The following is a 26,983-nucleotide window of genomic DNA, read 5'->3' on the forward strand; positions in this document are numbered from 1 at the left end:
AGTTTTATCCTCTTTTTAATTTTAAAATCTTCAACATTGTTATTGTGAAAGCAATTCCCAAAAAGAAGCCAAAGATAAGCATTTGATATTTCCGAACATCAAGGAAAAGGGAGAGCGTCTTACCAGAGATTAACCCGATGGTTGTAAATGTCAAAGCCCAAATTAATGCTCCTATAAAATTTAAAATAGAAAATTCAAGGTGCTTTATATCCGTCAATCCGAAAAGCGCTGGAATTATATTTCTTGTTCCGTAAATAAATCTTGAGAAAAGAAGGAGGAGCGTTTTGTATTTTTCAATTAACATTCCGGTTTTTAAGATTTTCTCATGTTGAATTGGCAGAAGTTTGAATCCAGCTTTTGATAAGGCGAATATTATCTCATTATTTATGAAGGAAAGTAAAGTTGCAATAAAGATAATTGAGAAAAAGTTAACGCTTCCAGAATGAATTAAATGTCCAACGCCAAGCAAAGCAATTTCACCTTGAAGGATAATTCCAAGCGATAGCAATAAATAAACTATTAAAGTTGAATTCATAACCCAAGTTTATCTGATATTGACTTCATTGCATTAATGACAAATTGAATGTGTTCATCAAGTGGGATTCCAAGTTCCTCAGAACCTTTATAAATATCATCTCTATTCACAGACCTTGCGAATGCTTTGTCTTTAAGTTTTTTCTTTACTGATTCAACCGTTACCTCTTCAAGTTTTTTGTTCGGTCTAACAAGAGCAACGGCTGTTATAAAACCACAAAGTTCATCACAAGCATAAAGAACCTTAGCCATCAATGTGTCTCTTGGAACACCAGTGTAATCTGCATGAGCTAAGATCGCCTTGCGTATATCTTCCGGATATCCTCTTTCTTCAAGTATTTTTGAGCCAACCCAAGGGTGTTGATCTGGGCTTGGAAATTTTTCATAATCAAAATCGTGTAAAAGTCCAACGATTGCCCATTTTTCTTCATCTTCACCAAATTTACGAGCGTAAGCTCTCATAGCTGCTTCTACAGCGAAAGCGTGTTTGCGTAGATTTTCGCTTTCGGTATATTCAAAAAGAAGGTTCAAAGCATCTTCATAAGTTGGCATTTCATTGTTCCGCTTTTGTTTTTTTAATCCTTAAATCTCTTCCCCACATTAACTTTGATCTTAACAAATCAAAATAGCTTATCTCAAGCCGTTTCACGAGATTTACCTTATAATTGGCTTTCTTTACAACAACCTCAACAGGTGGCTTGATCTTGTATTCAATCTGCCCGTCAGCTGTGATTAAAATATCTCTCTCGTAAAACTCAACTTTAATTTTAATTACGCTATCATCTGGTATTACCACAGGTCTTGCAGTTAAAGTATGGGGGCAAATGGGGGTAAGAGTTATGACATTGCTTGACGGTGTCACAATAGGTCCGCCGGCAGCAAGGGAATATGCGGTTGAACCTGTAGGTGTAGATATGATAAGTCCGTCTGCAGTGTATGTTATTAGGTATTCATCGTTTATGTATGTTTCAATGTCAACAACTCGCGTTGAACCAGATCTGTCAATTACGATATCATTCAAAGCGAAGTATTTTTCATTTTTCCCTTTTACATTTGCTTCAAGAACCATCCTTTTTTCAATTCTGTATTCACCATTACAAACTTTTTTTATGAAATCAAAAATCTCTTCTGGTGAAACTTCGGCGAGAAATCCAAGCTTCCCCAAGTTTACGCCGAGTATCGGTAATTCCCTATGGCCAACTAATCTTGCTGTTGAAAGAATTGTACCATCGCCACCGAACGAAACAATTATGTCCGCGTTTTCAAGTAGATCCATAAGATTTAGTTTAGGTTCAATCCTTCTTGAAAATCTTTTTTCAATTTCATTTGCTATTTCTTCTTGAACAAAGAATTGAATTTTTTCACATTCCAATTGATTTACTAGGTTTAGAACTATCTCGTAGAGTGATTCTTTTGCGAGGTTACCTATTATCCCAAATTTCATTTAAATGTGAGATTTATTTATGATTGGTTTTGTGTGGTTGTTTCCGATTTTTGCTTCTTTTCATTTTCAACTTCAAAGAAATAATTTATCTTAAGCTGCGAAATTGAGTATTCAAGGAATCTTGATTCATCCTCTGTTAAATTTCCCTTTGTTTTTTCCTTCAGCATATCAAGTAGATCAATCGTGAATCTGGCTTCTTCCAGTTTTTTCTCAATTTTGCCAGTTGCGGGATTAGGTATCTTGCCAAGTTGTTCCCACCCTTGTGTGTAAAGTATGAAGACAAGCTTTTCAAACAGCGTCATATCTTTCATACCGATTTAACAGGTTTTATGTTTGAAATCTTTGTAAATTTTAAAAAATGAAAGAAACAAAATCAAATTGAGCGTATTTTAGGCTATTCTTTCTTGACGAGGTTTCGTATTACACGCTTAAGTTTGGTGGTTCCGTGATTTCACAAAGAACGCATCTTCATAAACCCTAACTTCGCCTTTGCCGGTAAATTTTTTAATTTGACAAATGAGCATAAAATAATTATATTTGATTAAGGGAAGTTGTTCTTGTGAAACTGGCTTTAAATTTTTCTTGTTAAGAAAAGTGAAAATACAAACAAATGAAATAAACTTGCCATGGAAGGTAACTTCTCTAACCGAGTTCAAGAAGTTATAAGATTGAGTCGTGAGGAAGCGTTGCGATTGGGACACGATTATATTGGAACGGAACATCTTCTGCTTGGCATAATCAGAGAAGGTGAAGGTCTCGCTGTTAAAATTCTTCGTAATTTGGGCTGTGATCTTTACAAACTTAAAAAAGCAATTGAAGACACAGTGAGAACAACCGGTGGGACGCTGGTTATGGGGAGTTTGCCGTTGACGAAGCAAGCGGAGAAAGTTCTAAAAATTACTTACCTTGAGGCGAAACTTTACAAATCAGATGTAATTGGCACCGAGCATTTGTTGCTTTCAATCTTAAGAGACGAAGATAATCTCGCATCACAGATTTTGAAGCAATTTGGAGTTACATATGAAGCAGTACGCAATGAGCTTGACAATATATTGAGCGGGAAATCAAGCGTTACAGAAAAGGCGAAGCATTTTGAGTCAACAAAACCACAAGAGCGGACAAAAACTCCGGTGCTTGACAATTTTAGCCGAGATCTAACCAAGCTTGCGATGGAAGGGAAACTTGATCCAGTAATTGGTAGAGATAAAGAAATTGACAGAGTAGCTCAGATTTTAAGCCGAAGAAAGAAAAATAATCCGGTTCTAATAGGCGAGCCAGGCGTTGGTAAAACTGCGATAGTTGAAGGGCTTGCCCTTAGAATTGTGCAGAAAAAGGTTTCAAGGGTTTTGCACAATAAAAGAATAGTTCAACTTGATCTAGCTGCGCTTGTTGCTGGCACAAAATATCGGGGTCAGTTTGAGGAGAGAGTCAAAGCTATTCTAAACGAACTTGAAAAAGCAAAGGATGTAATTCTTTTCATTGATGAATTACATACAATAGTTGGAGCAGGTGGTGCTTCGGGTTCACTTGACGCTTCAAATATGTTTAAGCCAGCCCTCGCAAGAGGTGAACTTCAATGCATAGGTGCTACAACACTTGATGAATATCGTCAGTATATTGAAAAAGATGGAGCTTTGGAGAGAAGATTTCAAAAGGTTATGATTGATCCACCAAGCGTTGAAGAAACAATCTATATTTTGATGAACATAAAAGACAAATACGAGGAACACCACAATGTAAAATATACAGACAAAGCAATTGAAGCATGCGTGAGATTAAGTGATAGATATATAACCGATCGTTATCTTCCAGATAAAGCAATTGATGTAATGGATGAAGCTGGAGCAAGGGTTCACCTATCGCATATAGTTGTTCCAAAGGAAATAGTTGAGTTGGAAGAGGAAATTGAGCGAATAAGACAAATGAAAAATCAGGTCGTAAAAAATCAAGATTTTGAGCAAGCAGCAAGATTGAGAGATCTTGAGAAAAAACTCCTTAGCGATCTTGAGATAGCAAAACGTGAGTGGGAAATAAAAGCGCAAACGATGGTTTTTGAGGTCACCGAAGAAGATATAGCTGAAGTTGTCGCAATGATGACTGGAATACCTGTGAATAAGATAAGCCAGTCGGAGTCAGAAAAATTAATGAATATGGAGCAAGAACTTAAAAAGCAAGTGGTTGGACAAGATGAGGCAATTGAAAAATTAACACGTGCTATAAGAAGAGCAAGAGCTGGCTTGAAAGATCCGAGAAGACCAATTGGTTCATTCATCTTTTTAGGACCAACGGGTGTTGGAAAAACCGAACTTGCAAAAGCGCTCGCAAGATATTTGTTTGATACCGAGGACGCACTGATAAGAATTGATATGTCGGAATATATGGAGAAATTCAATGTCTCAAGATTAATCGGTGCCCCACCTGGATATGTTGGATATGAAGAGGGAGGACAATTAACTGAAAAGGTAAGAAGAAAACCTTATTCAGTCGTTCTTTTTGATGAGATTGAAAAAGCACATCCCGATGTTTTCAATATCTTGCTTCAGGTTCTTGATGACGGACAACTTACCGATAGCCTTGGCAGAAGAGTTGATTTCAGAAATACAATTATTATAATGACTTCAAACATCGGAACGCGAGATATAAAAGTCACAGGTGGAATTGGTTTCGGAATTGGCGAAACCCCGAAAGATAGGTTTGAGGCGATGAAAGCAACAATTGAAGAAGCAGTTAAGCGTGTTTTCAGCCCTGAGTTTTTGAATAGAATTGACGAGATAATTATATTCAAACCACTTGAAAAAGAGCATATAATTCAAATTGTTGATATTGCAGTCCAAGATATAATGAAAAGGTTGAAGACGATGAACATGACCCTTGAGCTTACGAAGAGCGCAAAGGAGTTTCTCGCTGAAAAAGGTTACGATCCTAACTTTGGAGCAAGACCTTTGAAGAGAGCTGTTCAGAAATATCTTGAGGAACCATTGTCCGAGGAAATTTTGAAAGGTAAATTCGCACCAGGAAGCGTCATCAAAGTAAGATTATCCAAAAACAGAGACGAATTGATTTTCTACGAGTCGGGAAAGCAAAAAGATGAACCAGAAGAACTTGCAGAAGAAGAAAAATAATTTAAGGTGGATGGCTTAAACGCCATCCACTTTTTAAAACAAAATCTTTGAGTTATGCAATTTTCTCAAATCTCAGCTGATGAAGTTTTAAAAATTTTCAAGGAAGTGGGGGCTCTTCTTGAAGGTCATTTTCTTCTTACTTCTGGTCTGCATAGTTCCAAATATTTTCAATGTGCAAAGGTATTGCAATATCCTGAATATGCAGAGCTTTTGTGTCGTCAGATAGCAAGACATTTTTATACAAGTGAGGTTGAACTCGTGGTTTCTCCCGCAGTTGGTGGCATAATTGTTGGCTATGAAGTTGCCAGACAACTTGAAGCGAGAAATATATTTGCTGAAAGAGAAAGTGGAATTATGAAATTGAGGCGCGGTTTTGGAATAAAACAAGGTGAGAGGGTTTTAGTTTGTGAGGATGTTGTAACAACAGGAGGAAGTGTTTTTGAGGTCATAGAACTGGTGAAAAATTCTGGGGGAAAATTAATAGGAGTTGGATGTATAGTTGATAGAAGCGGAGGAAAAATTGATTTTGGAGTGAGGTTTGTTTCGGTTATCAAACTTGAGGTTCCTGTTTTTAAACCTGAAGAATGTCCATTATGCAAAGAAGGAATTGAAATAGAAAAACCCGGGAGCAGGGGAATTTACTAACAAATTTTCTGTTTTATGTCCGAGGGGAAAATCGTTGGAAATATGAAGCTTAAGAAAAGAAATGTAATATATCGTGGCAAAGTTTTTAATATAATCGTTGATGAGCTTGAATATCGCGAATCTGGAAATCATACCATTCGTGAAGTTGTTGAACATCCTGGAGGCGCTGTGGTTCTCGGTGTTCTTCCTGATTGGAAAATAATTTTAATTAAACAGTACAGATACCCGATTGATAAATTTATCTATGAATTACCAGCCGGAAAGCTTGACTTTGGCGAAGATCCAGAAGCTTGTGCAGTAAGAGAGCTTGAAGAAGAAACAGGTTTTAAACCTGAAAAAATTGAACTTTTAACCTATATATACACGACACCCGGATTTTGTAGCGAGAAGCTTTATATCTATCTTGCTGAAAACTTGCAAAGGAAAGAACAAAACCTTGAAGAAGGTGAGGTTTTGTCGGTTGAGTTTAAAACCATTGATGAGGCTGTGGATATGATTTTAAATGGCGAAATTGTTGACGCAAAGTCAATCGCCGGAATTATGATCGGAGAAAAAATTTTAAAACGGCGGTGGGCGAAGAAATAAAAAACGGAAATAGGCAATATAATGTTGAGATGCGGAAATGCATCTTTAAAGGTTGCACAGGTGAACTTGAGGAAATTAGCTATTACGAGAGAAACAATTGGATAACCGTGGAATATCAGTGCAAAAAATGTAAAAGAAAATTCACCTTGAAGATAGAAACCTGAGATGAAAATTGATATAATTTGGTTCAGAAGGGATTTAAGAATTCACGATAACCCAATTCTCTCGCACGCAGAACTTCCGGTTATGCCTATCTTTATTTTTGATACAAACATACTTTCTGAACTACCGAAAGATGATAGAAGAGTGACTTTTATTTTTGACAAGGTCATTGAGTTAAAGGAAAGCTTAAAGAAAATAGGTTTTGACCTCGCAATTTTTTATGGGAAACCATCGGATGTTTTTGATTACATCTCCAAAAAATACGAAATAAGAAAAATCTTTGCTTCAGGCGACAACGATTCGTATGCGAGAAGCAGGGATAAAGAAATCGCGTCAAAATATAACTTTGTCTTAGTGCATGACAATTTCTTGCTTAGGCCTCACGAGATTTTAAACTCAAAAGGGGAAACTTACAAGATATTTTCACATTTTGAAAGAGCTGTTTTAGATGCCGTTCCAACTCTTGCGAATGTTAAGTATTTGCCTGAGTTTAAGTCAAAATTAGTTGATTTTGAATACTCAAACATTTTAAAGATCAACAATGTCGTTGAACTTCTACCTTTAGAGCTTGAAAGCATCGGTTTTGAGAGACAAGAATTGGTTTTTGAAGGTGCTGTTAAATCAGCAGAAGAATTGCTGAGAAGATTTGAAAGATACATAAATTCATATGAGGAACAAAGAGACTATCCAGCTTTAAATGCGACATCTTTGTTAAGTGTCCACTTAAGATTTGGAACGATATCAATAAGGGAAGTTTTTAGATGGGCTTTAACTTACGATAAAAGTGGAAAGTTTATTTCAGAGCTTATATGGCGTGAGTTTTTTAATTATATCTTGTACCATCATCCAGAGATTGAGTTTGATAACTTCCGTAAAGATGTTATTGCAAGTTGGGAAAATAACGAAAAAAAATTTGAATTATGGAAAAAAGGTTTAACAGGGATACCATTAGTTGATGCTGGAATGCGACAGCTTGAGATGGAAGGATATATGCATAATAGAGTAAGAATGGTTGTCGCAAGCTTTTTGACAAAAAATCTACATATTGATTGGCGATTTGGTGAGAAATACTTTGCAATGAAGTTGCTTGATTATGAAGCATCGTCAAATGTTGGAAATTGGCAGTGGAATGCAGGCACTGGAACAGATACAAAATTGAGGTTTTTTAATCCGTTTTTACAATCAAAAAAATTTGATCCGAGCGGTGAATATATCAAGAAATATGTCCCAGAACTAAGACATATCAAAATAGAGCATCTGCATGATGAAAATTTTTTCTTGAATGAGAAAATTGAGGGATATCCTAAACCAATAGTTAATTTAAAAGAGTCAGTTGCAAGGTTTAAGGAAATTTACAAAAGACAGGATGTAATGCGGAGATGAAACCAACAGTAGTTATAAGCGCTTGTCTTGATGGATTCGCTTATAGATATAATGGGGCTTCCGTCAACGATGATATTGTCAACAGGTTGAAATCTTTATTTAATTTGATCCATGTTTGTCCAGAGTTTGAAATAGGACTTGGGGTTCCAAGGAAAACAATAAAACTTCATAAGATTCAAAACAAGATAAGGGCTATTCAGGATGAAACTGAGATTGACTTGACACCTCAACTTGAAGATTTTTCAAAAAAATTTTTGAGCAATCTTGGAAATGTGCATGGTTTTATTTTAAAAGCGAAATCACCAAGCTGTGGGGTTGGTAGTGCAAAAGTTTATTTAAACAATAATCCATATGGAAAAACTTATGGGATTTTCGCAAATGCTGTAAGAGAAAACTTTCCTCATATACCTTTAATTGATGAAGGTAGGTTGCGAGATAAAAATCTAATGTGGGAATTTTTGAGCAAAGTTTTTATGCTTTACCGATTTGAAAATGCAAAATTTAATATAAATTCTTTAATTGAATTTCACAGCCGACATAAATATTTGTTCATGAGCATTTCGCAGAAACATCTTAAGAGTTTAGGACGAATAATTGCTGAACATAAATCTGGTCATTTCAGCCAAATACTTGAAAATTATGAGGTCGTTTTCAAAGATATGATGCGACTTACTTTTAGAAAAACGAACATAATCAATACGATAATACATATCTTTGGACATATTTCCGAGAATCTCTCAAGAAATGAGAAGGCGAATTTTTTAAAAGCGGTGGATAGGTTTAAGAATGAAAAAATTGAATTAGCAACTATACTTGAGATGCTTAAGCTTTACGCTTTAAGATTTGAGGATAATTATCTGCTTGGTCAGTATTTTTTAGAGCCATTCCCCGAATTTTAAGTTAAAATGGAAGTGGGCGGTAGAGGATTCGAACCTCTGACCTCTTGCATGTCAAGCAAGCGCTCTAACCAGGCTGAGCTAACCGCCCGAAAATTCATTTTTAATATAAAAATTTTTGAGGTTAAAATCAAGTTTTAAAAAAGATTTTTCAAAAATTGGATAAACGAAAAATACTAAATGAGTTGTAAACGCATCTTTGCTAAAGTTAAGGTGGGTTAAGTGATTTTCAAAGTTGGAAATGTTTATCTCAAACTGATATGATTTCTGCAGTTAAGCGCGCCCGGCAGGACTCGAACCTGCAACCCACGGCTTAGAAGGCCGTTGCTCTATCCATTGAGCTACGGGCGCTTTGAAATTCTCGGATATAAATATAAAATTTTTGAAAAAATAAAGCAAATTAGCCAAAAATTTTCTAAAGGAATTTATTTTTCTAAAATTGCATCAACGAAAGCGTCAGGATCAAATGGTTGAAGTTCATCAATACCTTCACCAACCCCTATAAATCTAATGGGGATTTTAAGTTCATTAACTATCGCGAAAACAACACCACCTTTTGCTGTTCCATCAAGCTTGGTTATAATTAATCCAGTTACCCCAACAGCTTGTGAAAATTGTCTGGCTTGTTGAATTGCATTTTGACCAGTTGTGGCATCAATGACAAGCAAAATCTCGTGAGGTGCGTCGGGAATTACTTTTTGGATGACCCTTTTAATTTTTTTTAGCTCCTCCATTAAATTGGTTTTCGTGTGAAGTCGTCCTGCGGTATCAATTAAGACAACATCAATGTTTCTTGCTAACGCTGACTTGACTGTGTCAAAAGCAACCGCACCTGGATCTGCTCCTTTTTGCTGCTGAATTATATCAACACCTGCTCTTTCTGCCCATATCTCAAGTTGTTCATTTGCTGCTGCTCTAAATGTGTCAGCTGCACCTATCAAAACTTTCTTCCCGCGAGATTTATAATTGTAAGCAAGTTTTCCTATTGTAGTTGTCTTACCAACGCCATTGACTCCAACGATCATCATCACATATGGCTTTTTGCCATCGGGAATTGCAAATGGTTCAGAACTTTCAAAAGAAAGAGCGGTATTTAAAATTTTCTTTAGTTCTTCTTTCAAAAGATTGAAAAGCTCGGATGTTTCCTTAACATTTTCTTTTTTAGTCCTCTCTCTCAAAGCGGAAATTATCTTTTCGGTCATGTCAACCCCGACATCGGAGGTTATTAAAATTTCCTCAAGATTTGCAAGAAAGTTTTCGTCAATTACTTTATTGGTGCTGAATAGATTTGAGAGTTTTTCAAGTAAATTATTTCTTGTCTTTGCTAAACCATCTTTGATCTTTTTCAATCCGATTTTATCAAGTATCCCCATCAGCAAGAGATCATTTATTTTAAGGTTCTAAAGGAGTTAACATTTTTTAAACTCTCAAAAAATCTCTTGCCATAGACATACAGCGAAAGAAAGATCATAAATACGCTCGCAAGAATCAAGAGATCCATTATCAAACCTTTCGCCTTAAGCATTGAAAAGGCAATTACAATAGCAATTGATGTAACGGTATATTTCCCAGTCCTGTTTGAAGGTAAAACAAATTTTATTCTTGAACTCAAATAAGCACCAGCTGTTAAAATTAATAAATCGCGCCCAATTACTATTCCAACATACCAGGCTGGCAAATCTCCTTGTTGAACTAAACTTAAAACTATAACACCGATACAAATTTTGTCGGCAAGTGGATCAATTATCTTGCCAAATTCTGTGATTTGATTATATTTCCTTGCAAAATAACCATCCGCTAAGTCACTTAAATAAAGCAGAAACATAAAAAACATAGATATTGCACGATTAAGAGAAAGCTTAAGTCCATATGATTCAAAAAGAATGACCTCGGATTCGGCCGTTAAAAAGTAAATTGCTGGTATCAAAATTATAAATCTGCTGAAACTTAAGAGGTTTGATATGTTCAAAATAGATTTGGTCATGTTAATCAAATCTCTCTGTTGCTTCTTTGATGTTTAATTCATGTTCAAGTTTTTTAGGTTTTTCTTCAACTGATGTTGGGTAATTTCCAGTAAAGCAAGCGATGCAAAAGCTTAAATGTTTCGGTGCAGATTCAAGGAGCTTTTCCACAGATAAATATCCGAGGGTTTCAACTCCAAGTTCTTTTCTTATTTCTTCAGTATCTCCATTTAATCTTGATGCTATAAGTTCATCTTGATCTGGAAAATCCATCCCATAGTAGCAGGGATATTTTATCGGTGGGGAAGCGACTCTAAAGTGAACTTCCTTTGCTCCAGCTTCTTTAATTAACCTTACAAGAGCCTTTGATGTGGTCCCGCGTACAATTGAATCATCAACTATCACAACACGCTTGCCCTCAAGCACTCCTTTAACAGTGTTAAATTTTACTTTGACTTTAAATTCTCTGAGATTTTGCTGTGGTTGAATAAATGTTCTACCAACATAATGACTTCTTATAAGTCCAATTTCAATTTTAACATTGTTTCCGAGTTTATTGCTTTCGCTTGCGAATCCAAGAGTTGCGGTATTACTTGAGTCAGGGACATTTATAACAATCACTTTGTCATCTTCGCTTGATTGAGGTGCTGGGTGTTCGTGTGCAAGTAATTTTCCAAGTTTTCTTCTTACTTTATCAACATTTTCGCCAAAAATTTTGCTATCAGGTCTTGAAAAGTAAACAAACTCAAAAATGCAAAACGCAGTTTTTTCAACCTTTTTGTCAATCCAATATGATTTTGGTAGCCCCGTTGAGATCACTTCGTCATCAATTACAAGAATTTCACCCGGTAAGACATCCCTTATATATTTTGCACCAATTAGATCAAAGGCGCAAGTTTCAGAGGCAACAACATAACTTCCCTCAGGCATAACTCCAAGTGCAAGTGGTCTAAATCCATAAGGGTCGCGAATCGCAATAAGTTTATCGTCTGTTAGGATAACAAGTGAATAAGCGCCTTCTACTTGGTTCAATGCATCTTTTATCTGATCAATTTGATTTTCTTTTTGGCTTCGTGCTATTAGATGTAGGATTATTTCGGTATCTGTTGAGGATTGAAAAATTGTTCCTTCAGATTGTAATTTGTTTCTCAAATATCTCGTATTTGTCAAGTTTCCATTGTGCGCTATTGCAAGGTTGCCGTTTTTGTAATGAACGACAAAGGGTTGAATGTTTGCTTTGTTTGTTGCACCAGTTGTTGAATAACGATTGTGTCCGATTGCGGATGTTCCTTTTAGATATTCAGTGATTATTTTTTCATCCTTGAAAACATCGGCAACAAGTCCAAGTCCCTTATGAAAGTTAAACCTTACCTTGTTGGTAAGTTCATCTTTCTCACAAGTGACGATCCCAGTTGATTCTTGCCCTCGGTGTTGGAGTGCATAAAGCCCGTAATAAGTCATAAGTGCTGATTGTGGATGTCCATAAATTCCAAATATGCCACACACTTTTAAATCACTCCTTTATTTCCAATTCTTATATGATTTGAAAAAATCCAAGGTTTTCCTCCAAAGTATGCTTCAACTCTGTAAGCTCCCGTTTCACCAACTTCGTAATTCAATTCACTTGCATATGTTTTCGTCACTATCTCACCATTTTTCAAAAGAATTATATCAGATTCTTTTGGAAGGACTACTTTTAACTTTACCGGGTGTTCGTCTATTTCAATATAATCTCCCATATTGTAGATTTCGCCGTTTTTCTCTGCGAAAAACCTAAATCCCTTTGGATCGGCAAAATATGCATATGTGACGAAGCATCGCCCATTTTCAATCGCTGAAAAAATTTTTTGTTTGTAAAGTTCAAAATTTTCTTTCCTATTTTTATCAATCGGCTCATCAAGCAAAACATGGGTTCTTATTCCTCTGAACATGACTTTATAAGGGAAAACTTCAACTTCAAAAAGTTGCCAAATTTTATATTTGTGTCCGTGTGCATCAACGCCACCGATTCCAACGACTCGCCTTCGCCTTGCTATTTCATCCCAGCGTTTAAGTGTTTCAGGATAAGGACCTTTTAATGATTTTAGCGGATGAATAAATCTTTTAAATTTATTTTGTTGTGTCAAGCCTTCAATCCATTCCGACATATGGTTCCATATTTCAATTCCCGTGAAATCATCAAGATCCCATTCGTTCCATGGATATGGTGGATATTCTTCAAAACTATTTCTTCTTTCGTCAGGATGTGCGATGATTCCAATTCCATTAAGTTCTTTTACCTTTCGCACATATTCTCTCGCTGAATTGTTAGGATATAAAACCTCGTCAACTCTGAAGACAAGATAATGATTTTTATCATTTGGATCGTTAAGCTCATATCCAATTATAAGCATTGTATCGCCATACCAGCCTTCGTATCCGTCTTTTTTAGGTTTTAAGGTGTTATGATCGGTCATCATTACGAAGTCAAGTCCAAGTTCATTTGCTGCTTTTGCTATTTCGTGAATCGTTCCGGTTCCATCAGAATAGGTAGAGTGAACATGTATTACGCCAGCATATTCAAACATCTATACAAAAGGGTTTTGTTTAGGACAAGATAAAAATAAAAATTTAAATCCGAATAACAAAAGAAAAAGGGGAGGAAGAACCTCCCCTGATGATTTAGGTAGTGGTGGAGCTATTTTTCACCGACAAATTTCTCAAGAAGTATGTTTTTATCAACGATGTCATTGGTTTTTACGACTTCAACCCCTTCAGATTTCCATTTGTCAATAAGTTTTTTACCGCGATCTTCGTAAATGGCTTTAACTGCATCTTCAACTAAATAAATTTTGTATTTCTTTCTCTGTAAAAATCCTTCAATTGCATATGCGTCGCACACATCAAGCGCGACACCGAAAACGACAATTTCTTTCGGGTTTATAATTTCAAGAACTGTGTCAACATTTGGGTTTGAAAAGACATCAAATTTTTGCTTCCTAAAAATTATCTCACCTGTATGATTTTGAATTAATTTTTCAATCTCTTCTTTAGAATAAGGATGGCTGTCAATGTAAACAGGATTCAACGGCTTAGTTGCTTCTATTCTTTCCCAGCCAGGTGTATCTTGCAAGCAATGCGGTGGAAATGTATTTAAATAATCGGGGTTATCCGATATTTCTTCGTCGTTAAGTGTATGATAATCGGATGAGCCCATAATTTGTATTTTGTTCATCCTGGCGTAATCATAAAGCTTTTTAAGATTTGGGATAATTTCTTCAGCATTAGGAACATAGAGCTTTCCATCTTTCATCATAAAGTCATACTGTGTATCAACATCCCAGAAAACTATTTCTCTTATCATGGCGCACCTCCGCTTTTAATTTTTGCTGGAGCAATTTCAAAATTTAAAACAAGCCCATTGTTTTTCTTGTTTCATTAGGACTTCATTCTCATTCCGTGCTCTTCGCGGTCAAGTATCCAGCCAGCGAGTTTTCCTTCGTTAATTGTTTTGAAATCTTCCCAATATTCTTTTGTTCGGACAAATCGTGAGCTTGTGTCTTCTTCTGGGATTGATTCAGTTTCTTTTATTATCTGCTGAAACCTTCTCTTCCAAGTTTCCATATTTTCAACTCTCAAATCAACCCATCCATCATAAGCCCATTGGTTGATTCTTTCACGAGTTATCTCAACAGTGTTTTCTCCACGATATGGAGGTATTTTTATCTCATTTCCGCGTATAAGCGTTTCGCCATCTGGCATAAGGATTGGAATTCCAATTGAAATGATTTGCGATCTTAGTTTTTTGTTTGATTTGATGATTTCCGCGCATTTTTGACTCATTACTTTCGGATCTTGCTTTATCACATTTTCCATGCTATCAAATGCTAATTTAAGTAGGTGCGCCTCATAAAGAAGTTTGGACAATCTCGGTGGCCCAAGCAATTCAAAAGCGATGCTTTCAGTACCGTGTTGTTTTTCAAGTTCTCTCATTCTTTTTAAAGCTGTTTCTGTTAAAAATCCGGCTCTATAAGTTGGTTCAAGGGTTGCATGATCAAGAGCATTGATTATGTCATGTCCTGTGTTTCCACCTTTTATTTCAAAAATAACTGTTTCAGCAATTTCTTCAGGAGTGACATATTCCATTTGACCTGGGGTTGAAAGTGTTTCAAATTCAGCGCGTGAGAAAAGTCCGTTTTCGCCTGTATCAATAAACACCGATTTCAAAGTTTCATTCAACTTTTCAAAATTATCTTCCGCTATTTTTAATTCAAGCTTTCCGTTCAACTTAAATGCTTTATCTGGGGGACAATCAATTAACTCAATAGGTTTTCCAAATCTTTTGATTTCTCCAAATCCAATTTTTTTCCAAGCTATCGCTGCGGTTGGTTTAATTTCCTTCGTTATGGGTGCATCGGGTGTTCTCCCCATTAGGAACAGAAGAAGTGTGTGCGCGCCAGCTACAGCTGATTTGCTGAGAAGGACTTTAGAAGGTCTTTCTTCGCTGTGAGTATATGGAATATTCAATCCCATTCCTCCAGTTCCGCTTGTTCCGATCTTAACATAAATTTTAGTTCCAACTTCTTGCATTGATCGGTAAAGTATTTGCACATGTCTTATCAACTGTGGCACATAAAGTGTAGCAAGTAATCTCTCTGTAAGTTCAATTAAATTATCTTGTTCTTTTTTCCCGTTGCTGGCTTTTAATCTGTCAATTGAATGCAGAACTTCAAGAGCTATTGTAAAGATATCTTGATAAGCGATCGCAGTTGCTGTGTTGATGCAGTCAATCACAATTTCTGGGGCAAATCTATTAAGGAGCTTGTAAAGAGCTGATTGTTTTAATGTTTCGTCGGTTAATTCTCCGAGGATGTCGTCAATGAGAATTCTCCTATATTCAGGATTTGATAAAATTTCCTCTCTGCTCATGTCTTTGAATTCATCTCTTACAAAGATATTGCCCCACCATGGTATGAAGAAGTTTTTGTCAAATTCTGGAAATTCGCTTCTTAATTTTTCAACTGCTTCTTCAGCTTCCCACTGTTTGAGGGAAGCAACAATTACATTTCTTGGTTTTTCTTGAACTATGCGACGGGTGACAGCAGAGCCGACAAGCCCCCAACCGCCGAGAACAAGAACTGATTTTCCTTTAATGTCCATAGCGTGGGTGGTTTTAGTTTTTGTTGCATTTTAATTTAGCCAGATGAAGCAAAATTTCCAAAGTTAACACATTTGAAATGAAATTATGTTTTTGTAAATTTTTTTAAAACAAAATTAACACGGATATGTCAAACCTTGCGAAAATTGTCGCTGGTGTTTCATTTATATTAATCGTCTTAATTATTGCAGTGATAATTTTATCATATAGACTAATTACGCATCCACATCCACAACTTGAGGGAAATCTAACCTCGCATCTTTTGATTGATACTGTTTATGTCTATAGAGATGAAAACGGGATACCACATATATTTGCGAAGAACGAACATGACCTTTATTTCGCTCTCGGATATGTCACCGCACAAGATAGATTATGGCAAATGGATCTCTCACGAAGAATTGCAAGCGGAAGGTTATCTGAAATTTTCGGTATTGAAACAATTGAAATTGACATACTTTTTAGAACGCTTGGGTTAAATGAGACAGCTCAAAAAATGCAGAAATATCTAAGCGAAAAATCAATTGAGATATTAAAATCGTATACAGATGGAGTAAACTACTTTATTCAAACTCACAAGGGAAATTATCCAGTTGAGTTTAAATTACTTGGATATGAACCTGAGCCGTGGAGCATTACCGATTGCCTTTTGATAACAAGATTAATGGCTTGGCAGTTAAATTTCGCTTGGTGGACCGAACCAGTTTTTACGGAGATTTTAGCAAAGGTTGGAGAAGAAAAGTTTGAAAAAATAATCCCTGAATATCCAGCAAACGCACCGCTCATTTTAAAGCGATATCTAATCCCAACAGGAAAATTTGTTGATGCAAATATCAAGTTTAGAGAAATCTTTGGAAAACTTTCCGATGGAATAGGAAGCAACTCGTGGGTTATTTCTGGTAAAATATCAAAAACTGGCAAGCCAATGCTTGCGAATGATCCACACCTTCCATATTCCTTGCCATCAATTTGGTATCAAGTGCATCTTAATAATGGTGAAATTGATGTCGTTGGTGTTAATATACCTGGAACTCCTGGAATAGTTATCGGGAGAAATAATTATATTGCTTGGGGTTTGACGAATGTTATGCTTGACGATGCTGACTTTTACATTGAAAAGATTGACACTGCTAATAAAAAATATCTCTACGATGGGAATTGGTTACCTTTGAATGAAAGGGAGGAGATCATTCAAGTAAAAAATAAAAGAGAGTATAAGTTTAAAGTTTTATCTACACACCGCGGACCGATTATAAGCGATGTTTATGAGATAAGTTTTACTGAATATTTTCCAAAACCAGAGGCAAGATTTATAACGACAAGCGCTATATCTATGCAATGGACTGGCAACTTAATCTCTGATGAAATTCTCGCATTTTACAAAATTAATCACGCGAAAAATTGGGATGAATTTAAAGAGGGACTTAAACTTTTCACTGTTCCCGCGCAAAATTTCATCTATGCTGATACACTTGGGAACATCGGATATTACTGCGCTGGTAGGATTCCAATAAGAAAAAACTTAAATCCAATTTTAATAAATCCTGGAGATAAAACCGATTATGATTGGACCGGTTTCGTTCCATTTAATCATTTGCCAAATTTGTTAAATCCACCAGAAAATTTCATCGCAACTGCAAATAATAAAGTCGTTTCAGATGACTATCCATATTACATTAGCTATCTTTGGGAGCCAGAATCAAGAGCTGTGAGAATAAATGAGTTTCTTTCATCAAGGGAAAAGTTTGACTTAAATGATTTTAAAAATTTACAGTTGGATTACTTTTCTCATTATGCAAAGGAATTAACGCCATTTATCATTTCTGCTTTTAGTGGTCTTGATGTTAACGACAATTTTGTCAAAGAAGCCGTGGGATATTTAAAGAATTGGAATTTTAACTTCACTCGTGATGATGTAGCGACTACAATTTTTAATGCTTTTATTGTTGCTATGTTGAAAAACACTTTTGAAGATGAACTTGGGAGTGAACTTTACAAAAGATTTGTATTTTACTCTGGCGTCCCGCTGAGAATTTTAGCACAATTAATAATTAAAGGAGATACGCTATGGTTTGACAATGTAAAAACAGCCGACAGAGTAGAGACAAGAGATGATATTATACGTTTAAGTTTTGAAGAAAGTGTTCATAATTTGAGGAAACTTCTTGGTGATGATATTTTATCTTGGCACTGGGGCAAGGTTCATAAGCTTGAACTTATCCATCCGCTTGGTTTAAAAAAGCCACTTGATAAAATTTTCAACCTTGGTCCATTTGAGGTTGGTGGTGCTGGGACGACCGTGAATAATGCAGGTTTCAGCGTGCTAAAGCCGTTTAATTGTGTTGTGGGCCCATCAATGCGACAAATTGTTGATTTTTCTGAAAATTCATTATATTCAATTATACCAACGGGACCTTCTGGGCAAATTATGAGCAAATTCTATGATAGCCAAACTCAGCTTTACTTAAAAGGAGAGTACATTAAAATTGAAATAAGCAGAGAAAAAATAGAAAAGAGCAATCCAAAGATATTGAGGTTTATTCCATCTGAATGAGATCAAAAAAGCGAAATATATTTTTGTTTGTTACTTTTGGAGCTACATTTTTAACAGGGCTTATTTTGCTGATTTTGAAAATTTTAAGCGCAAGTTATAAATTCTCTAACGAAGAGGAAATTACAGTTAATAATCCATCTTATCAAATAGATGTTTTAAATGCTTGTGGAGTTGAAGAGATAGCTTTCCAGATTACACAATATTTAAGAACCAAGGGGTTTGATGTAATTGATTACGGAAACTATGGCTCTGTCGTTAATGAAAGTTTTGTTATTGATCGCGTTGGGAAACCTGATACAGCAAAGTTGATCACAAGAGCGCTTGGCATAAAGGAAGGTAGAATCATAAGGTCAAAGGCGAAATATTACAATGAATTTACAATCGTCATTGGTAAAGATTATATGTCGTTGAAACCATTTAAAAACAAAAGAGAGGAAGATTTTTGAGACCTAAAACAATTGCTAAAAAAGCTGCTCAACTTGCGCTTGAGAAAAAAGCCGAAGATGTTGTTATAATGGATGTGAGGAAATTAACATCAATTACAGATTTTTTTGTGCTGTGTTCTGCTGAATCATCAATTCAGTTGAAAGCAATTGTAGATCACATAGTTGAGGAACTTGAGAAAAAGGATATCAAAGCTTGGCATATTGAGGGGTATACGAATCTGACTTGGGTTTTGATTGATTATGTTGATGTTGTGGTTCATGTGTTTTTAAAACCTGCCAGGGAATTCTATGGTCTTGAAAGGTTTTGGGGTGATGCGAAGTTTGAATATGTAACGGAAAACGATTTGAAACCAAAAACAAAGAGAAAAAAGGATAACAAAAATGTTTCGGACGGCGAGGGAATATCTGAAAGAAAAGATTAAATTAGCTCTAAGCAAAATTGGAATTCAACTTGATGGAATTGAACTTGTTTTTGACAAACCAAAGAATGAAACTTTTGGTGATTTTGCGACAAATGTAGCAATGTTAATAGCAAAGAGAATGGGGAAAAACGCAAGGGAAGTCGCTCAACAAATACTTTCAAATCTTGAAATAGAACCTCAGTATATTGAAAAAGTTGAGGTTGCTGGACCCGGTTTTATTAATTTTAAACTTACTTCAAAATTTTACATTCAACAAATTCGTGAAATTTTGACTCAAGGTGAAAATTATGGAAAAATAGATATTGGAAAAGGGAAAAAAGCAAATGTTGAATTTGTAAGTGCAAATCCAACTGGTCCTCTCACTGTTGGACATGGCAGGAACGCGGTGCTTGGCGATACAATCGCTAATATACTTCAATGGGCTGGATTTGATGTTACAAGAGAATACTACTTTAACAACGCTGGAAGGCAAATGAAAATCCTTGCTGATTCAGTTCGTCTAAGGTATCTTGAATTGCTTGGAGAAAAAATTGAATATCCACAGGAGTATTATCAAGGAGACTATATTAAAGATATTGCGCAGATGTTGTTAGATGAATATGGTGATTCGCTAAAAAACGAGAGTGATTTGAAAATTTTTAAAGAAAAAGCTGAAGCAGTTATCTTTGACGATATTAAGAAAACTTTGAAGAGGTTAGGTATTGAGTTTGATGTTTTTTACAATGAAGATTGGCTTTATGAGAAAAAAATTTGGGATGTCGTTGCGGAGCTTGAAAAGCTCGGTTATGTTTATGAGAAAGACGGTGCGAAATGGTTCATGGCAACGAAAGTTGGAGGAGAACAGGATAAAGTTCTAATTAAAAGCACGGGAGAACCTACATATAGATTACCAGACATAGCTTATCATATTGAGAAATTTAAGAGAGGATTTGATTTAATAGTTGATGTTTTCGGTGCCGATCATATTGCAGAATATCCAGATGTTTTACGCGCGCTTAATGTTCTCGGATATGATACATCAAAAATTAAAGTATTAATTTATCAGTTTGTAACATTGGTACGTGATGGTGAAGTAGTTAAAATGTCTACGAGAAGAGCGAATTATGTTACGCTTGATGAGTTAATAGATGAAGTTGGTCCTGATGTTGTTAGATTTTTCTTTTTAAATAGAAGTAGGGATGCACATTTAAATTTTGATCTAACTTTAGCAAAAAAACAGTCGGAAGAAAATCCTGTTTATTATCTACAATATGCTCACGCTAGAATTGCAAGCATCTTGAGATTTGCGAAAGATTCGGGAATTGAAATTGATAAGGTAAATGAAGCAAATTTAGAATTACTCAGGGAAAAAGAGGAAGTAGAGCTTGCGAAATTATTAGGTGAATTTCCAGAGATAGTTGAAGTTGCATATTTAATGCTTGAACCGTTGAAAATAATAAATTATTTGAATGAAGTTGCAGAATCGTTTCATAGATTTTATCATAGGCATAGAGTTGTTGGTGCTGATAACGCTCTTACATTATCTCGCCTTTCGCTTTGTTTAGCTACAAAAATCGTTATTGCAAATGGACTGAAAATACTAGGAATATCAAGACCAGAAAAAATGTAAAACTTAATGTAACCCAAAAACGAGCAAGAATTTGCTTGACTTTAAAATCAGAGTATCTTATATTTGAGGTGAATCAAAAAAAATTTGGAGGCTCAATTATGTGGAAAAGGTTAGTACTTTTTACCTTAATTGCTCTGTTAATTTCTTTTCCTTTCTATCAAGCGCTTGCTGATGTATATGCAAGTAATATAAGATTTACCAATCCGGATGGAATAACACCGTTTGATGGAAGCTTTGCTGACAGAACCGGGGTGCGGATTTGGTTTACTTTAAATGATTCTGCTTCTGTTGTTGAAGTGAAAATTCGTCCCGCAACTGCACCAACTTATGTTAAAACTATAACAGCTTATAACTTAAAGTTAGGAGATAATAGCGTTTATTGGGATGGAACAAATGATAGTGGAGTACCAGTGCCGGCTGGAAATTGGATTGTGGAAATAACTGCACGACAACTTCGTGGTTATACTGCATGGACCCAAGTTTGGGAAAATCCAGTTTATACAGGTGGAGGTATTGGATTGAGCAACAGAGACATTGATGTCAACAAAGATCCAAATAGCAAAAACTTTGGCTTTATTTATATTACTGAATCAACGACTACTTACCAGTATAACCGTATGATTAAAGTTAGTGCTTATGGTTCTCTTATAGCTGAATTTGACAGATCACCGACTTTCATTAACTCAAACTTTGATCCATGGCATTTAGCAATTGCAAGAGATGGAAGAACTTATGTTACCTATAATACCCTCAGACAAATAAGAGTTTACAGCGATGTAGTTCTTGTTGATTCATTTTCAATTCCATTTGCACCAAGAGGAATAAATGTTTATGATACTGTGATTTTTGTTACGGGTGATAAGTATATTTATAGAATTGGGAAAGTTGGTAAGACTATATTGTCAAGAGATTCACTTCCGGGAGTTGGATTTTTCAGAGACATTGCAATTGATGATTCTGGTTATGTGTTTGTCGCAGGCGGGGCAAGTTCAACAGTTTACAGGAGAATTTACAGATTTAAATTAGGTGCTACTGGTTTAACTGTTCTTGATTCTGTGGAACTTCCAGACAATGTCACTCATATTGTTATCTATTCTGGTTCTAACTTGACTACAAATGTAGATGACATACTTTATGCGAGGGCCATTGGAGCAAATGGTGGTGTATTCAAAGTAAGCTTTAACCCACCAAGCTATGAACGATTATTTATTCCTGTTGCAAGCACTTCTGGAAGCCATGCCATTGCTGTTGATGTTGTAGGGAATATCTATTATGCAAATCCATCACAGGAATGGGTAAGAATGTATGCTCCACCTAACGGACCAAATTCATTTACAACAAGAGCACCTGATACTCTTGTTGTTGTAAGCCCCGGAAAAGCTGCAAAGCTCGTAACACTTGCTGAAGCGAGAAAAGACGATAATAACGATTATATTCCTGATTACAGAGTTACGGGCGATACTTTGCTTGTTTATGGAGTTATTACATCTCCCAATTACACGGCGTCTGCAGGCGCTACATCATACTACATACAAGATGAAACTGCTGGACTAAATGTTTTCAGAACGGGTGTTGTCTTAAACTTTGATCTTGGTGATTATATTATGGTGATAGGTAAAATGGATATATTTAGAGGTTTGACAGAAATAATACCATTAACAGCTGATACGACATCAATAAAAGTTCTTTGGAAAAATCATCCTCTGCCTACGCCAAGAAAATTAACAGTCGCTGAATTTCTTGCAAATTTTGAGAGGTATGAAGGTCAGTTAATTAGACTTGATTCTCTTTGGAAAGCAGCAACATCACCAGCTTGGCCAGCAAGTGGAGCAGATGCAAATATGATTTTCACTTCATATGCCAGAACTGAGACATTAACCGTCAGAATAGATAGAGACACTGACATAGATGGTCAGCCTGAACCACGATATCCTGTAAGTATTATTGGAATCGCAACGCAGTTTACTGCTGGACCAACTGTCTATACGGGTGGTTATCAAATCTCGCCAAGATATTACTCTACTGATTTTATAACGGTTAATTTGCCTCCTTCAGCTGTGACCTTAGTTTCACCTGGTGACAGCGCATTTGTTCGTATACTTTCCACAGATACAATAAGATTTGTTTGGAATAGAGCAAGAGATGGCAATGTGCCCGAAGATACTTTGACATACATCTTCTGGTTAGCAAAAGATAGAAACTTTACTACTGCAAGTATCATCAGGCGAGATACATTAGTGATGGATACTCTCAGGTTAGTTAGAGGTTCTGAATTATTCCCACACTTTACTGATACAACTCTTGTGCTTTTCTGGAGAGTTGATGTCACTGATAGAAAATCACCAGCTGTTAGATCAGCAACATACAGATTAAATCTTTCAAGACCTGTATCTGTAGATATAGCTAATCAGGATATCCCAACTGATTACTATTTAAGTCAAAACTATCCAAATCCATTTAACCCGGTTACAACAATTAAATTTGGTTTGCCTGAAGATACCGAGGTAGAGATATCAGTTTACAATATACTTGGGCAAAAGGTGGCAACACTTGTTAATGAGTTCAGACGAGCTGGACACTATGTTGTTCAATTTGACGGAAGTAATTATGCATCAGGAACTTATTTCTATGTTTTGAAAGCAGGTAATAGAATCATAAAGAATAAGATGTTGCTTATTAAATAGTTCCCGTTTGAAATCCACAAAATTTTGAAAGCCCGGGTCTATCCCGGGCTTTTTTGTTCATATTTGACACCTACCCTCATTTGCTTGTCTCTAAAATTCACAATTGCAATCCGTAAAACCCCAACAAATTTTATTGTGTTTCAATTAGTTTGTGATATTAAATGTCGTGGCATAATATTTGAAAATCTCTATTTATGACTCTAATTATTTGAAAGTCATAGATATAGATTTTTATGAAGGAAATTGACGAGAATGAGCCTGTATTTCCAATAGGCATAGTAGCCGAACGACTCGGGATCTCGGAGCACACAATAAGATTATATGAGAAAGAAGGCCTGATTATACCTTACAAAAAAGAAAGTGGACATCGTTTGTTTAGTCAGATAGATATGCAAAGAATTGAATGTATAAAGAAAACGATAGCGGAAAAGAAAGTAAGTATAGCAGGAATCAGGAGGCTATTAGCTTTAATCCCTTGTTGGGAGATTAAAAAATGTGAAGATGAAATTAAGATTAATTGTCCTGCATATTTTGATTATGAAAAACCTTGTTGGTTACATAAAGCAAATCTTAAAGGTGAGTGCGCCACTAATGATTGCAGGCAATGTCCAGTATATAATTCAATTAGAAGTTGTAGTGAGCTCAAGGAGCTTTTAAAGAAATTCATGCAGAAAACATCAATATAAAACAAAACGGTTACCAAAAATGGAGCAAAATAAACTTTCAATGGTTGTTTTTAGTGGTGATATGGATAAGTTGATGGCAGCATTTATTATCGCAACGGGGGCAGCAGCCTCTGGAATGGAAGTAAGCATGTTTTTTACATTTTGGGGTCTACAGGCAATTAAAAAATCTGAAAAAACAGGAAAAAGCTTCTTTGGAAAATTGCTTGGTGTGATGCTAAAAGATATAAATACCGTTGGTCCAAGCAAAATGAATTTCGGAGGAATTGGAAGATGGATGTTCAAAAAAATGATGAAGGCAAAAAATGTAGCGATGCTAAATCAACTCCGCGATATGGCAATTCAACTTGGCGTTAAACTTATACCATGCCAGATGAGTATGGAAGTAATGGAATTAACATTAGATAAGTTAATACCTCAAGTTTCGCAACCTGCTGGGGTGGCAACATTTCTTGAAGAGGCAAAAAATTCAAAAATTACATTGTTCATATAAAAATTAAATATAAGGAGATTAAAATGGCTGACCAAGTAAAAGTTGATCTTGTTCTTGATCTCAAAGGATTACTTTGCCCATTACCAATTGTAAAATTATCTCAAGCAATAAAAGATTTACCACTTGGTGCAGTTATAGAGGGAATTGCAACAGATCCTGGGGTTATGGCTGATGTTCCAGCTTGGGCAAGAGCTAGTGGACAGGAGTTAATTTCAATAGAACAACAAGGTAAGGAATACAGATTTTTGATAAGAAAGGTAAAATAATTAACAACGGAGATAATCTTATGTTCTGGCTTGACTTTACAAAATTTTTAGCAACAATGTCACTTCTATTTTTCGTTGCCGGATTAGCATACCACTACTACAAAACCAAGCGGTTGAAATCTGTATCTGATTTTTCACTTCCGAAGGGTTCAGACAAAATTGGAGTGATCTATGCTTTTACGATTGGGATGCTACCATGGGTTAAGGAAAGCACACGGAAACATTGGATCGCATATACGCGAGGTGTAATTTTTCATATCGGAATATTTACAGCAATAGCAGTTTTGATTCTAAAACTTCTCAATATTGAAATTAATTCTTCGCTCATAAAACTATTTGCGACTATCGTAGGAATTGGAGCAGTTGTGGGATTTGTAGGGATTGTATTGAGGATTATTGAGAAAAACCTTCGTGAAATTAGCACATTTGATGATTTTATTTCTACTTTTCTTGTTAGTTTGTATCTTGCAGCTACCACCTTTGCACTTATTAATGTAAAGTTTGATCCATTAATGTATGTTATTTCATCTTTCACCTTGATATATGCGCCTTTGGGGAAAATAAGGCATTGTTTGTATTTCTTCTTTTCAAGGTTCTTCTTTGGAATTCATCTTGGTCGCAGAGGAATTGTCCATAAACATACGGAGGTAATCTATGGCGGGTAATGAGAATATTCAAAAAGTTTTTGAACTATTGGACAAACAATTAAATCAACCTTTGAAATCATCTCTTGAAGTTTGCGCAAGATGTGGTATATGTGCAGAGGCGTGTCATTATTATGTATCTGAACCAAAACTTGAACATGTACCTGCGTTTAGAGCCGAACAATTAAGAAAAATTTATAGACGAAAATACAACTTCTTTGGGAAATATTTCCCATGGCTTGTCAATGCACAAGAACTTGATGAAGAGCAATTTAACAAGCTCGTTGAAATAGCTTTTTCTGAATGCACTCTTTGCAGAAGGTGTACTTTTAATTGTCCGCTTGGTGTAGATACACCTCTTGTTATGAGAGTTATAAGGGCAATTTCAACCGCAACTGGTAAAGCGCCTGAAATTTTGGTTATGCTTGCTGATTCAGCGATAGCGAAAGGTGAAAATCCAGAAATTTTCAAAGAAATTTTTATACAACAGATTTCTGAACTTGAAAAGGAACTACAGGAATTGACAGGTGATAAAGAAGCAAGAATCCCTGTGGAAAAAGAAGGAGCCAGGGTTTTATATGTTGGGCTCGCAGGTGCTCATTCAATATTGCCACCCGCGATAATTTTCAATGAAGTAAAAGAAGATTGGAGTTTAAGTGTCTTTGAAGCAGCAAATTATGGTGTATTCCTTGGCGATGTTGAAAGAGCAAAGAAAATTGCAAAACGAATAATTGACGAAGCAAAAAGATTGAGAGTTCAAGAAGTTATTATAGCAGAATGTGGACATGCAACTACTGCTTTGGTTTGGGATGCTCCTAATTGGTTTGGTGAACAATTTCCGTTTAAAGTTAGAAGCATAGTTGAAATCGTAGCTGAATACATTCAAAGTGGAAAATTAATACTTGAACCTGATGCGAATTTGGAAGCCGTTACATATCATGATTCATGTAATCTTGCGAGAGCAAGTGGTATATTAAAAGAACCGAGAATTATATTGAATTCTGTTGTTAAAAACTTCAAAGAGATGAACCCTCATGGTGTTGAAAACTATTGTTGTGGTGGCGGTGGAGGATTAGTTGCACTTCCAGAATATTACGAAAAAAGAATGAAGGCAGGGAAAGCAAAAGCTGAACAAATAAGAAAAACTGGTGCAAAAATCGTTGCCACAGCGTGTGAAAATTGTAAACTCCAACTCAATGATTTAAATAACTACTATAACCTTGGAATTGAAGTGAAAGGGCTTGTTGATTTGGTAGCCAACGCAATTTTACATAGAAAAAGTATCAAGCAAGAAAAAATTACATCTTGAATAT

The 26,983-nt window shown here is 35.7% G+C and carries 26 protein-coding genes and 2 tRNA genes; 16 read left to right on the top strand and 12 right to left on the bottom strand.

Translation table 11 applies throughout. The annotated features are described in order from the left end of the window. Window positions 1–4: 4 nt before the first annotated feature. Genes NZ923_06340 through NZ923_06355 form a run of 4 tightly spaced genes read right to left on the bottom strand, consistent with a single transcriptional unit; the run spans window position 5 to window position 2,289 of the window. Window positions 5–535, bottom strand: coding sequence for a VTT domain-containing protein (locus tag NZ923_06340; GenBank protein ID MCS7229638.1), 531 nt, complete (start codon window positions 533–535; stop codon window positions 5–7). Beyond that, window positions 532–1,086, bottom strand: coding sequence for an HDIG domain-containing protein (locus tag NZ923_06345; protein ID MCS7229639.1), 555 nt, complete (start codon window positions 1,084–1,086; stop codon window positions 532–534). Before NZ923_06345 ends, NZ923_06340 begins: the two co-directional genes overlap by 4 nt. A gap of 1 nt (window position 1,087) precedes the next feature. Next, entirely contained in the window at window positions 1,088–1,978 is an 891-nt protein-coding gene (locus NZ923_06350; protein ID MCS7229640.1) for an NAD(+)/NADH kinase, read from the bottom strand. Window positions 1,979–1,995: 17 nt separating this feature from the next. Beyond that, on the bottom strand, window positions 1,996–2,289 hold the full coding sequence (locus tag NZ923_06355; protein MCS7229641.1) for a DUF1844 domain-containing protein: 294 nt from the start codon (window positions 2,287–2,289) through the stop codon (window positions 1,996–1,998). Between the two features lie 315 nt (window positions 2,290–2,604). On the opposite strand from NZ923_06355, the gene NZ923_06360 reads away from it, so the two are divergent. From NZ923_06360 to NZ923_06385, 6 genes are all read left to right on the top strand, one after another. Continuing rightward, window positions 2,605–5,100 carry an ATP-dependent Clp protease ATP-binding subunit gene (locus tag NZ923_06360; GenBank protein MCS7229642.1) on the top strand — a complete coding sequence of 832 codons (2,496 nt, stop codon included), beginning with the start codon at window positions 2,605–2,607 and terminating at the stop codon, window positions 5,098–5,100. Between the two features lie 69 nt (window positions 5,101–5,169). Continuing rightward, window positions 5,170–5,745 (top strand): orotate phosphoribosyltransferase, encoded by a 576-nt coding sequence (gene pyrE / locus NZ923_06365; GenBank protein ID MCS7229643.1) that lies wholly within the window; start codon window positions 5,170–5,172, stop codon window positions 5,743–5,745. A 15-nt stretch (window positions 5,746–5,760) separates the two neighbouring features. Further along, complete coding sequence (locus tag NZ923_06370; protein ID MCS7229644.1) at window positions 5,761–6,330, top strand: NUDIX hydrolase; 570 nt, start codon at window positions 5,761–5,763, stop codon at window positions 6,328–6,330. Then, window positions 6,315–6,494, top strand: a complete 180-nt coding sequence (locus NZ923_06375) for a hypothetical protein (GenBank protein ID MCS7229645.1) — start codon at window positions 6,315–6,317, stop codon at window positions 6,492–6,494. Before NZ923_06370 ends, NZ923_06375 begins: the two co-directional genes overlap by 16 nt. A 1-nt stretch (window position 6,495) precedes the next feature. Then, window positions 6,496–7,875, top strand: a complete 1,380-nt coding sequence (locus tag NZ923_06380; GenBank protein ID MCS7229646.1) for a DNA photolyase family protein — start codon at window positions 6,496–6,498, stop codon at window positions 7,873–7,875. Beyond that, window positions 7,872–8,774 carry a DUF523 and DUF1722 domain-containing protein gene (locus tag NZ923_06385; protein MCS7229647.1) on the top strand — a complete coding sequence of 301 codons (903 nt, stop codon included), beginning with the start codon at window positions 7,872–7,874 and terminating at the stop codon, window positions 8,772–8,774. Before NZ923_06380 ends, NZ923_06385 begins: the two co-directional genes overlap by 4 nt. A 13-nt stretch (window positions 8,775–8,787) precedes the next feature. Here NZ923_06385 and NZ923_06390 read toward each other — a convergent pair. The 8 genes from NZ923_06390 to NZ923_06425 all read right to left on the bottom strand — a co-directional run bounded on the left by NZ923_06390 (window position 8,788) and on the right by NZ923_06425 (window position 15,871). Further along, window positions 8,788–8,862 (bottom strand) — tRNA-Val (locus NZ923_06390). 187 nt (window positions 8,863–9,049) lie between these two features. Then, window positions 9,050–9,122 (bottom strand) — tRNA-Arg (locus NZ923_06395). Between the two features lie 74 nt (window positions 9,123–9,196). Further along, complete coding sequence (gene ftsY, locus NZ923_06400; protein MCS7229648.1) at window positions 9,197–10,144, bottom strand: signal recognition particle-docking protein FtsY; 948 nt, start codon at window positions 10,142–10,144, stop codon at window positions 9,197–9,199. A 14-nt stretch (window positions 10,145–10,158) separates the two neighbouring features. Then, complete coding sequence (locus NZ923_06405) at window positions 10,159–10,755, bottom strand: CDP-alcohol phosphatidyltransferase family protein (protein MCS7229649.1); 597 nt, start codon at window positions 10,753–10,755, stop codon at window positions 10,159–10,161. 1 nt (window position 10,756) lies between these two features. Then, complete coding sequence (purF, locus tag NZ923_06410) at window positions 10,757–12,238, bottom strand: amidophosphoribosyltransferase (protein MCS7229650.1); 1,482 nt, start codon at window positions 12,236–12,238, stop codon at window positions 10,757–10,759. 2 nt (window positions 12,239–12,240) lie between these two features. Further along, a complete protein-coding gene (locus NZ923_06415) occupies window positions 12,241–13,299 on the bottom strand; it encodes a PHP domain-containing protein (protein MCS7229651.1) in 1,059 nt (352 codons plus the stop codon). 110 nt (window positions 13,300–13,409) lie between these two features. Further along, window positions 13,410–14,075: a cysteine hydrolase gene (locus tag NZ923_06420; protein ID MCS7229652.1), complete on the bottom strand. Its 666-nt coding sequence runs from the start codon at window positions 14,073–14,075 to the stop codon at window positions 13,410–13,412. 74 nt (window positions 14,076–14,149) lie between these two features. Then, a complete protein-coding gene (locus tag NZ923_06425) occupies window positions 14,150–15,871 on the bottom strand; it encodes a short-chain dehydrogenase (GenBank protein MCS7229653.1) in 1,722 nt (573 codons plus the stop codon). Window positions 15,872–15,996: 125 nt separating this feature from the next. Between NZ923_06425 and NZ923_06430 the strand changes: the two genes are divergently transcribed. The 10 genes from NZ923_06430 to NZ923_06475 all read left to right on the top strand — a co-directional run bounded on the left by NZ923_06430 (window position 15,997) and on the right by NZ923_06475 (window position 26,979). Continuing rightward, complete coding sequence (locus NZ923_06430; GenBank protein MCS7229654.1) at window positions 15,997–18,423, top strand: penicillin acylase family protein; 2,427 nt, start codon at window positions 15,997–15,999, stop codon at window positions 18,421–18,423. Further along, window positions 18,420–18,869, top strand: coding sequence for a LytR C-terminal domain-containing protein (locus tag NZ923_06435; GenBank protein ID MCS7229655.1), 450 nt, complete (start codon window positions 18,420–18,422; stop codon window positions 18,867–18,869). Before NZ923_06430 ends, NZ923_06435 begins: the two co-directional genes overlap by 4 nt. Then, complete coding sequence (rsfS, locus tag NZ923_06440; protein ID MCS7229656.1) at window positions 18,866–19,291, top strand: ribosome silencing factor; 426 nt, start codon at window positions 18,866–18,868, stop codon at window positions 19,289–19,291. Before NZ923_06435 ends, rsfS begins: the two co-directional genes overlap by 4 nt. After that, window positions 19,251–20,900 carry an arginine--tRNA ligase gene (gene argS / locus NZ923_06445; GenBank protein ID MCS7229657.1) on the top strand — a complete coding sequence of 550 codons (1,650 nt, stop codon included), beginning with the start codon at window positions 19,251–19,253 and terminating at the stop codon, window positions 20,898–20,900. Before rsfS ends, argS begins: the two co-directional genes overlap by 41 nt. A gap of 98 nt (window positions 20,901–20,998) precedes the next feature. Then, on the top strand, window positions 20,999–23,584 hold the full coding sequence (locus NZ923_06450) for a T9SS type A sorting domain-containing protein (GenBank protein ID MCS7229658.1): 2,586 nt from the start codon (window positions 20,999–21,001) through the stop codon (window positions 23,582–23,584). A gap of 233 nt (window positions 23,585–23,817) precedes the next feature. Further along, window positions 23,818–24,270, top strand: coding sequence for a MerR family transcriptional regulator (locus NZ923_06455; protein MCS7229659.1), 453 nt, complete (start codon window positions 23,818–23,820; stop codon window positions 24,268–24,270). A gap of 19 nt (window positions 24,271–24,289) precedes the next feature. Next, window positions 24,290–24,760, top strand: a complete 471-nt coding sequence (locus NZ923_06460) for a DsrE/DsrF/DrsH-like family protein (GenBank protein MCS7229660.1) — start codon at window positions 24,290–24,292, stop codon at window positions 24,758–24,760. Between the two features lie 23 nt (window positions 24,761–24,783). Beyond that, a complete protein-coding gene (locus NZ923_06465) occupies window positions 24,784–25,026 on the top strand; it encodes a sulfurtransferase TusA family protein (GenBank protein MCS7229661.1) in 243 nt (80 codons plus the stop codon). Window positions 25,027–25,046: 20 nt separating this feature from the next. Beyond that, a complete protein-coding gene (locus NZ923_06470) occupies window positions 25,047–25,691 on the top strand; it encodes a hypothetical protein (GenBank protein MCS7229662.1) in 645 nt (214 codons plus the stop codon). Continuing rightward, window positions 25,681–26,979 carry a (Fe-S)-binding protein gene (locus NZ923_06475; protein MCS7229663.1) on the top strand — a complete coding sequence of 433 codons (1,299 nt, stop codon included), beginning with the start codon at window positions 25,681–25,683 and terminating at the stop codon, window positions 26,977–26,979. The genes NZ923_06470 and NZ923_06475 overlap by 11 nt, the downstream gene beginning before the upstream one ends. The last annotated feature ends 4 nt before the right edge of the window (window positions 26,980–26,983 follow it).

Origin of the sequence: Candidatus Kryptonium sp., from assembly GCA_025060635.1 — a bacterium.
In the GTDB taxonomy this organism is placed as follows: domain Bacteria; phylum Bacteroidota; class Ignavibacteria; order Kryptoniales; family Kryptoniaceae; genus Kryptonium.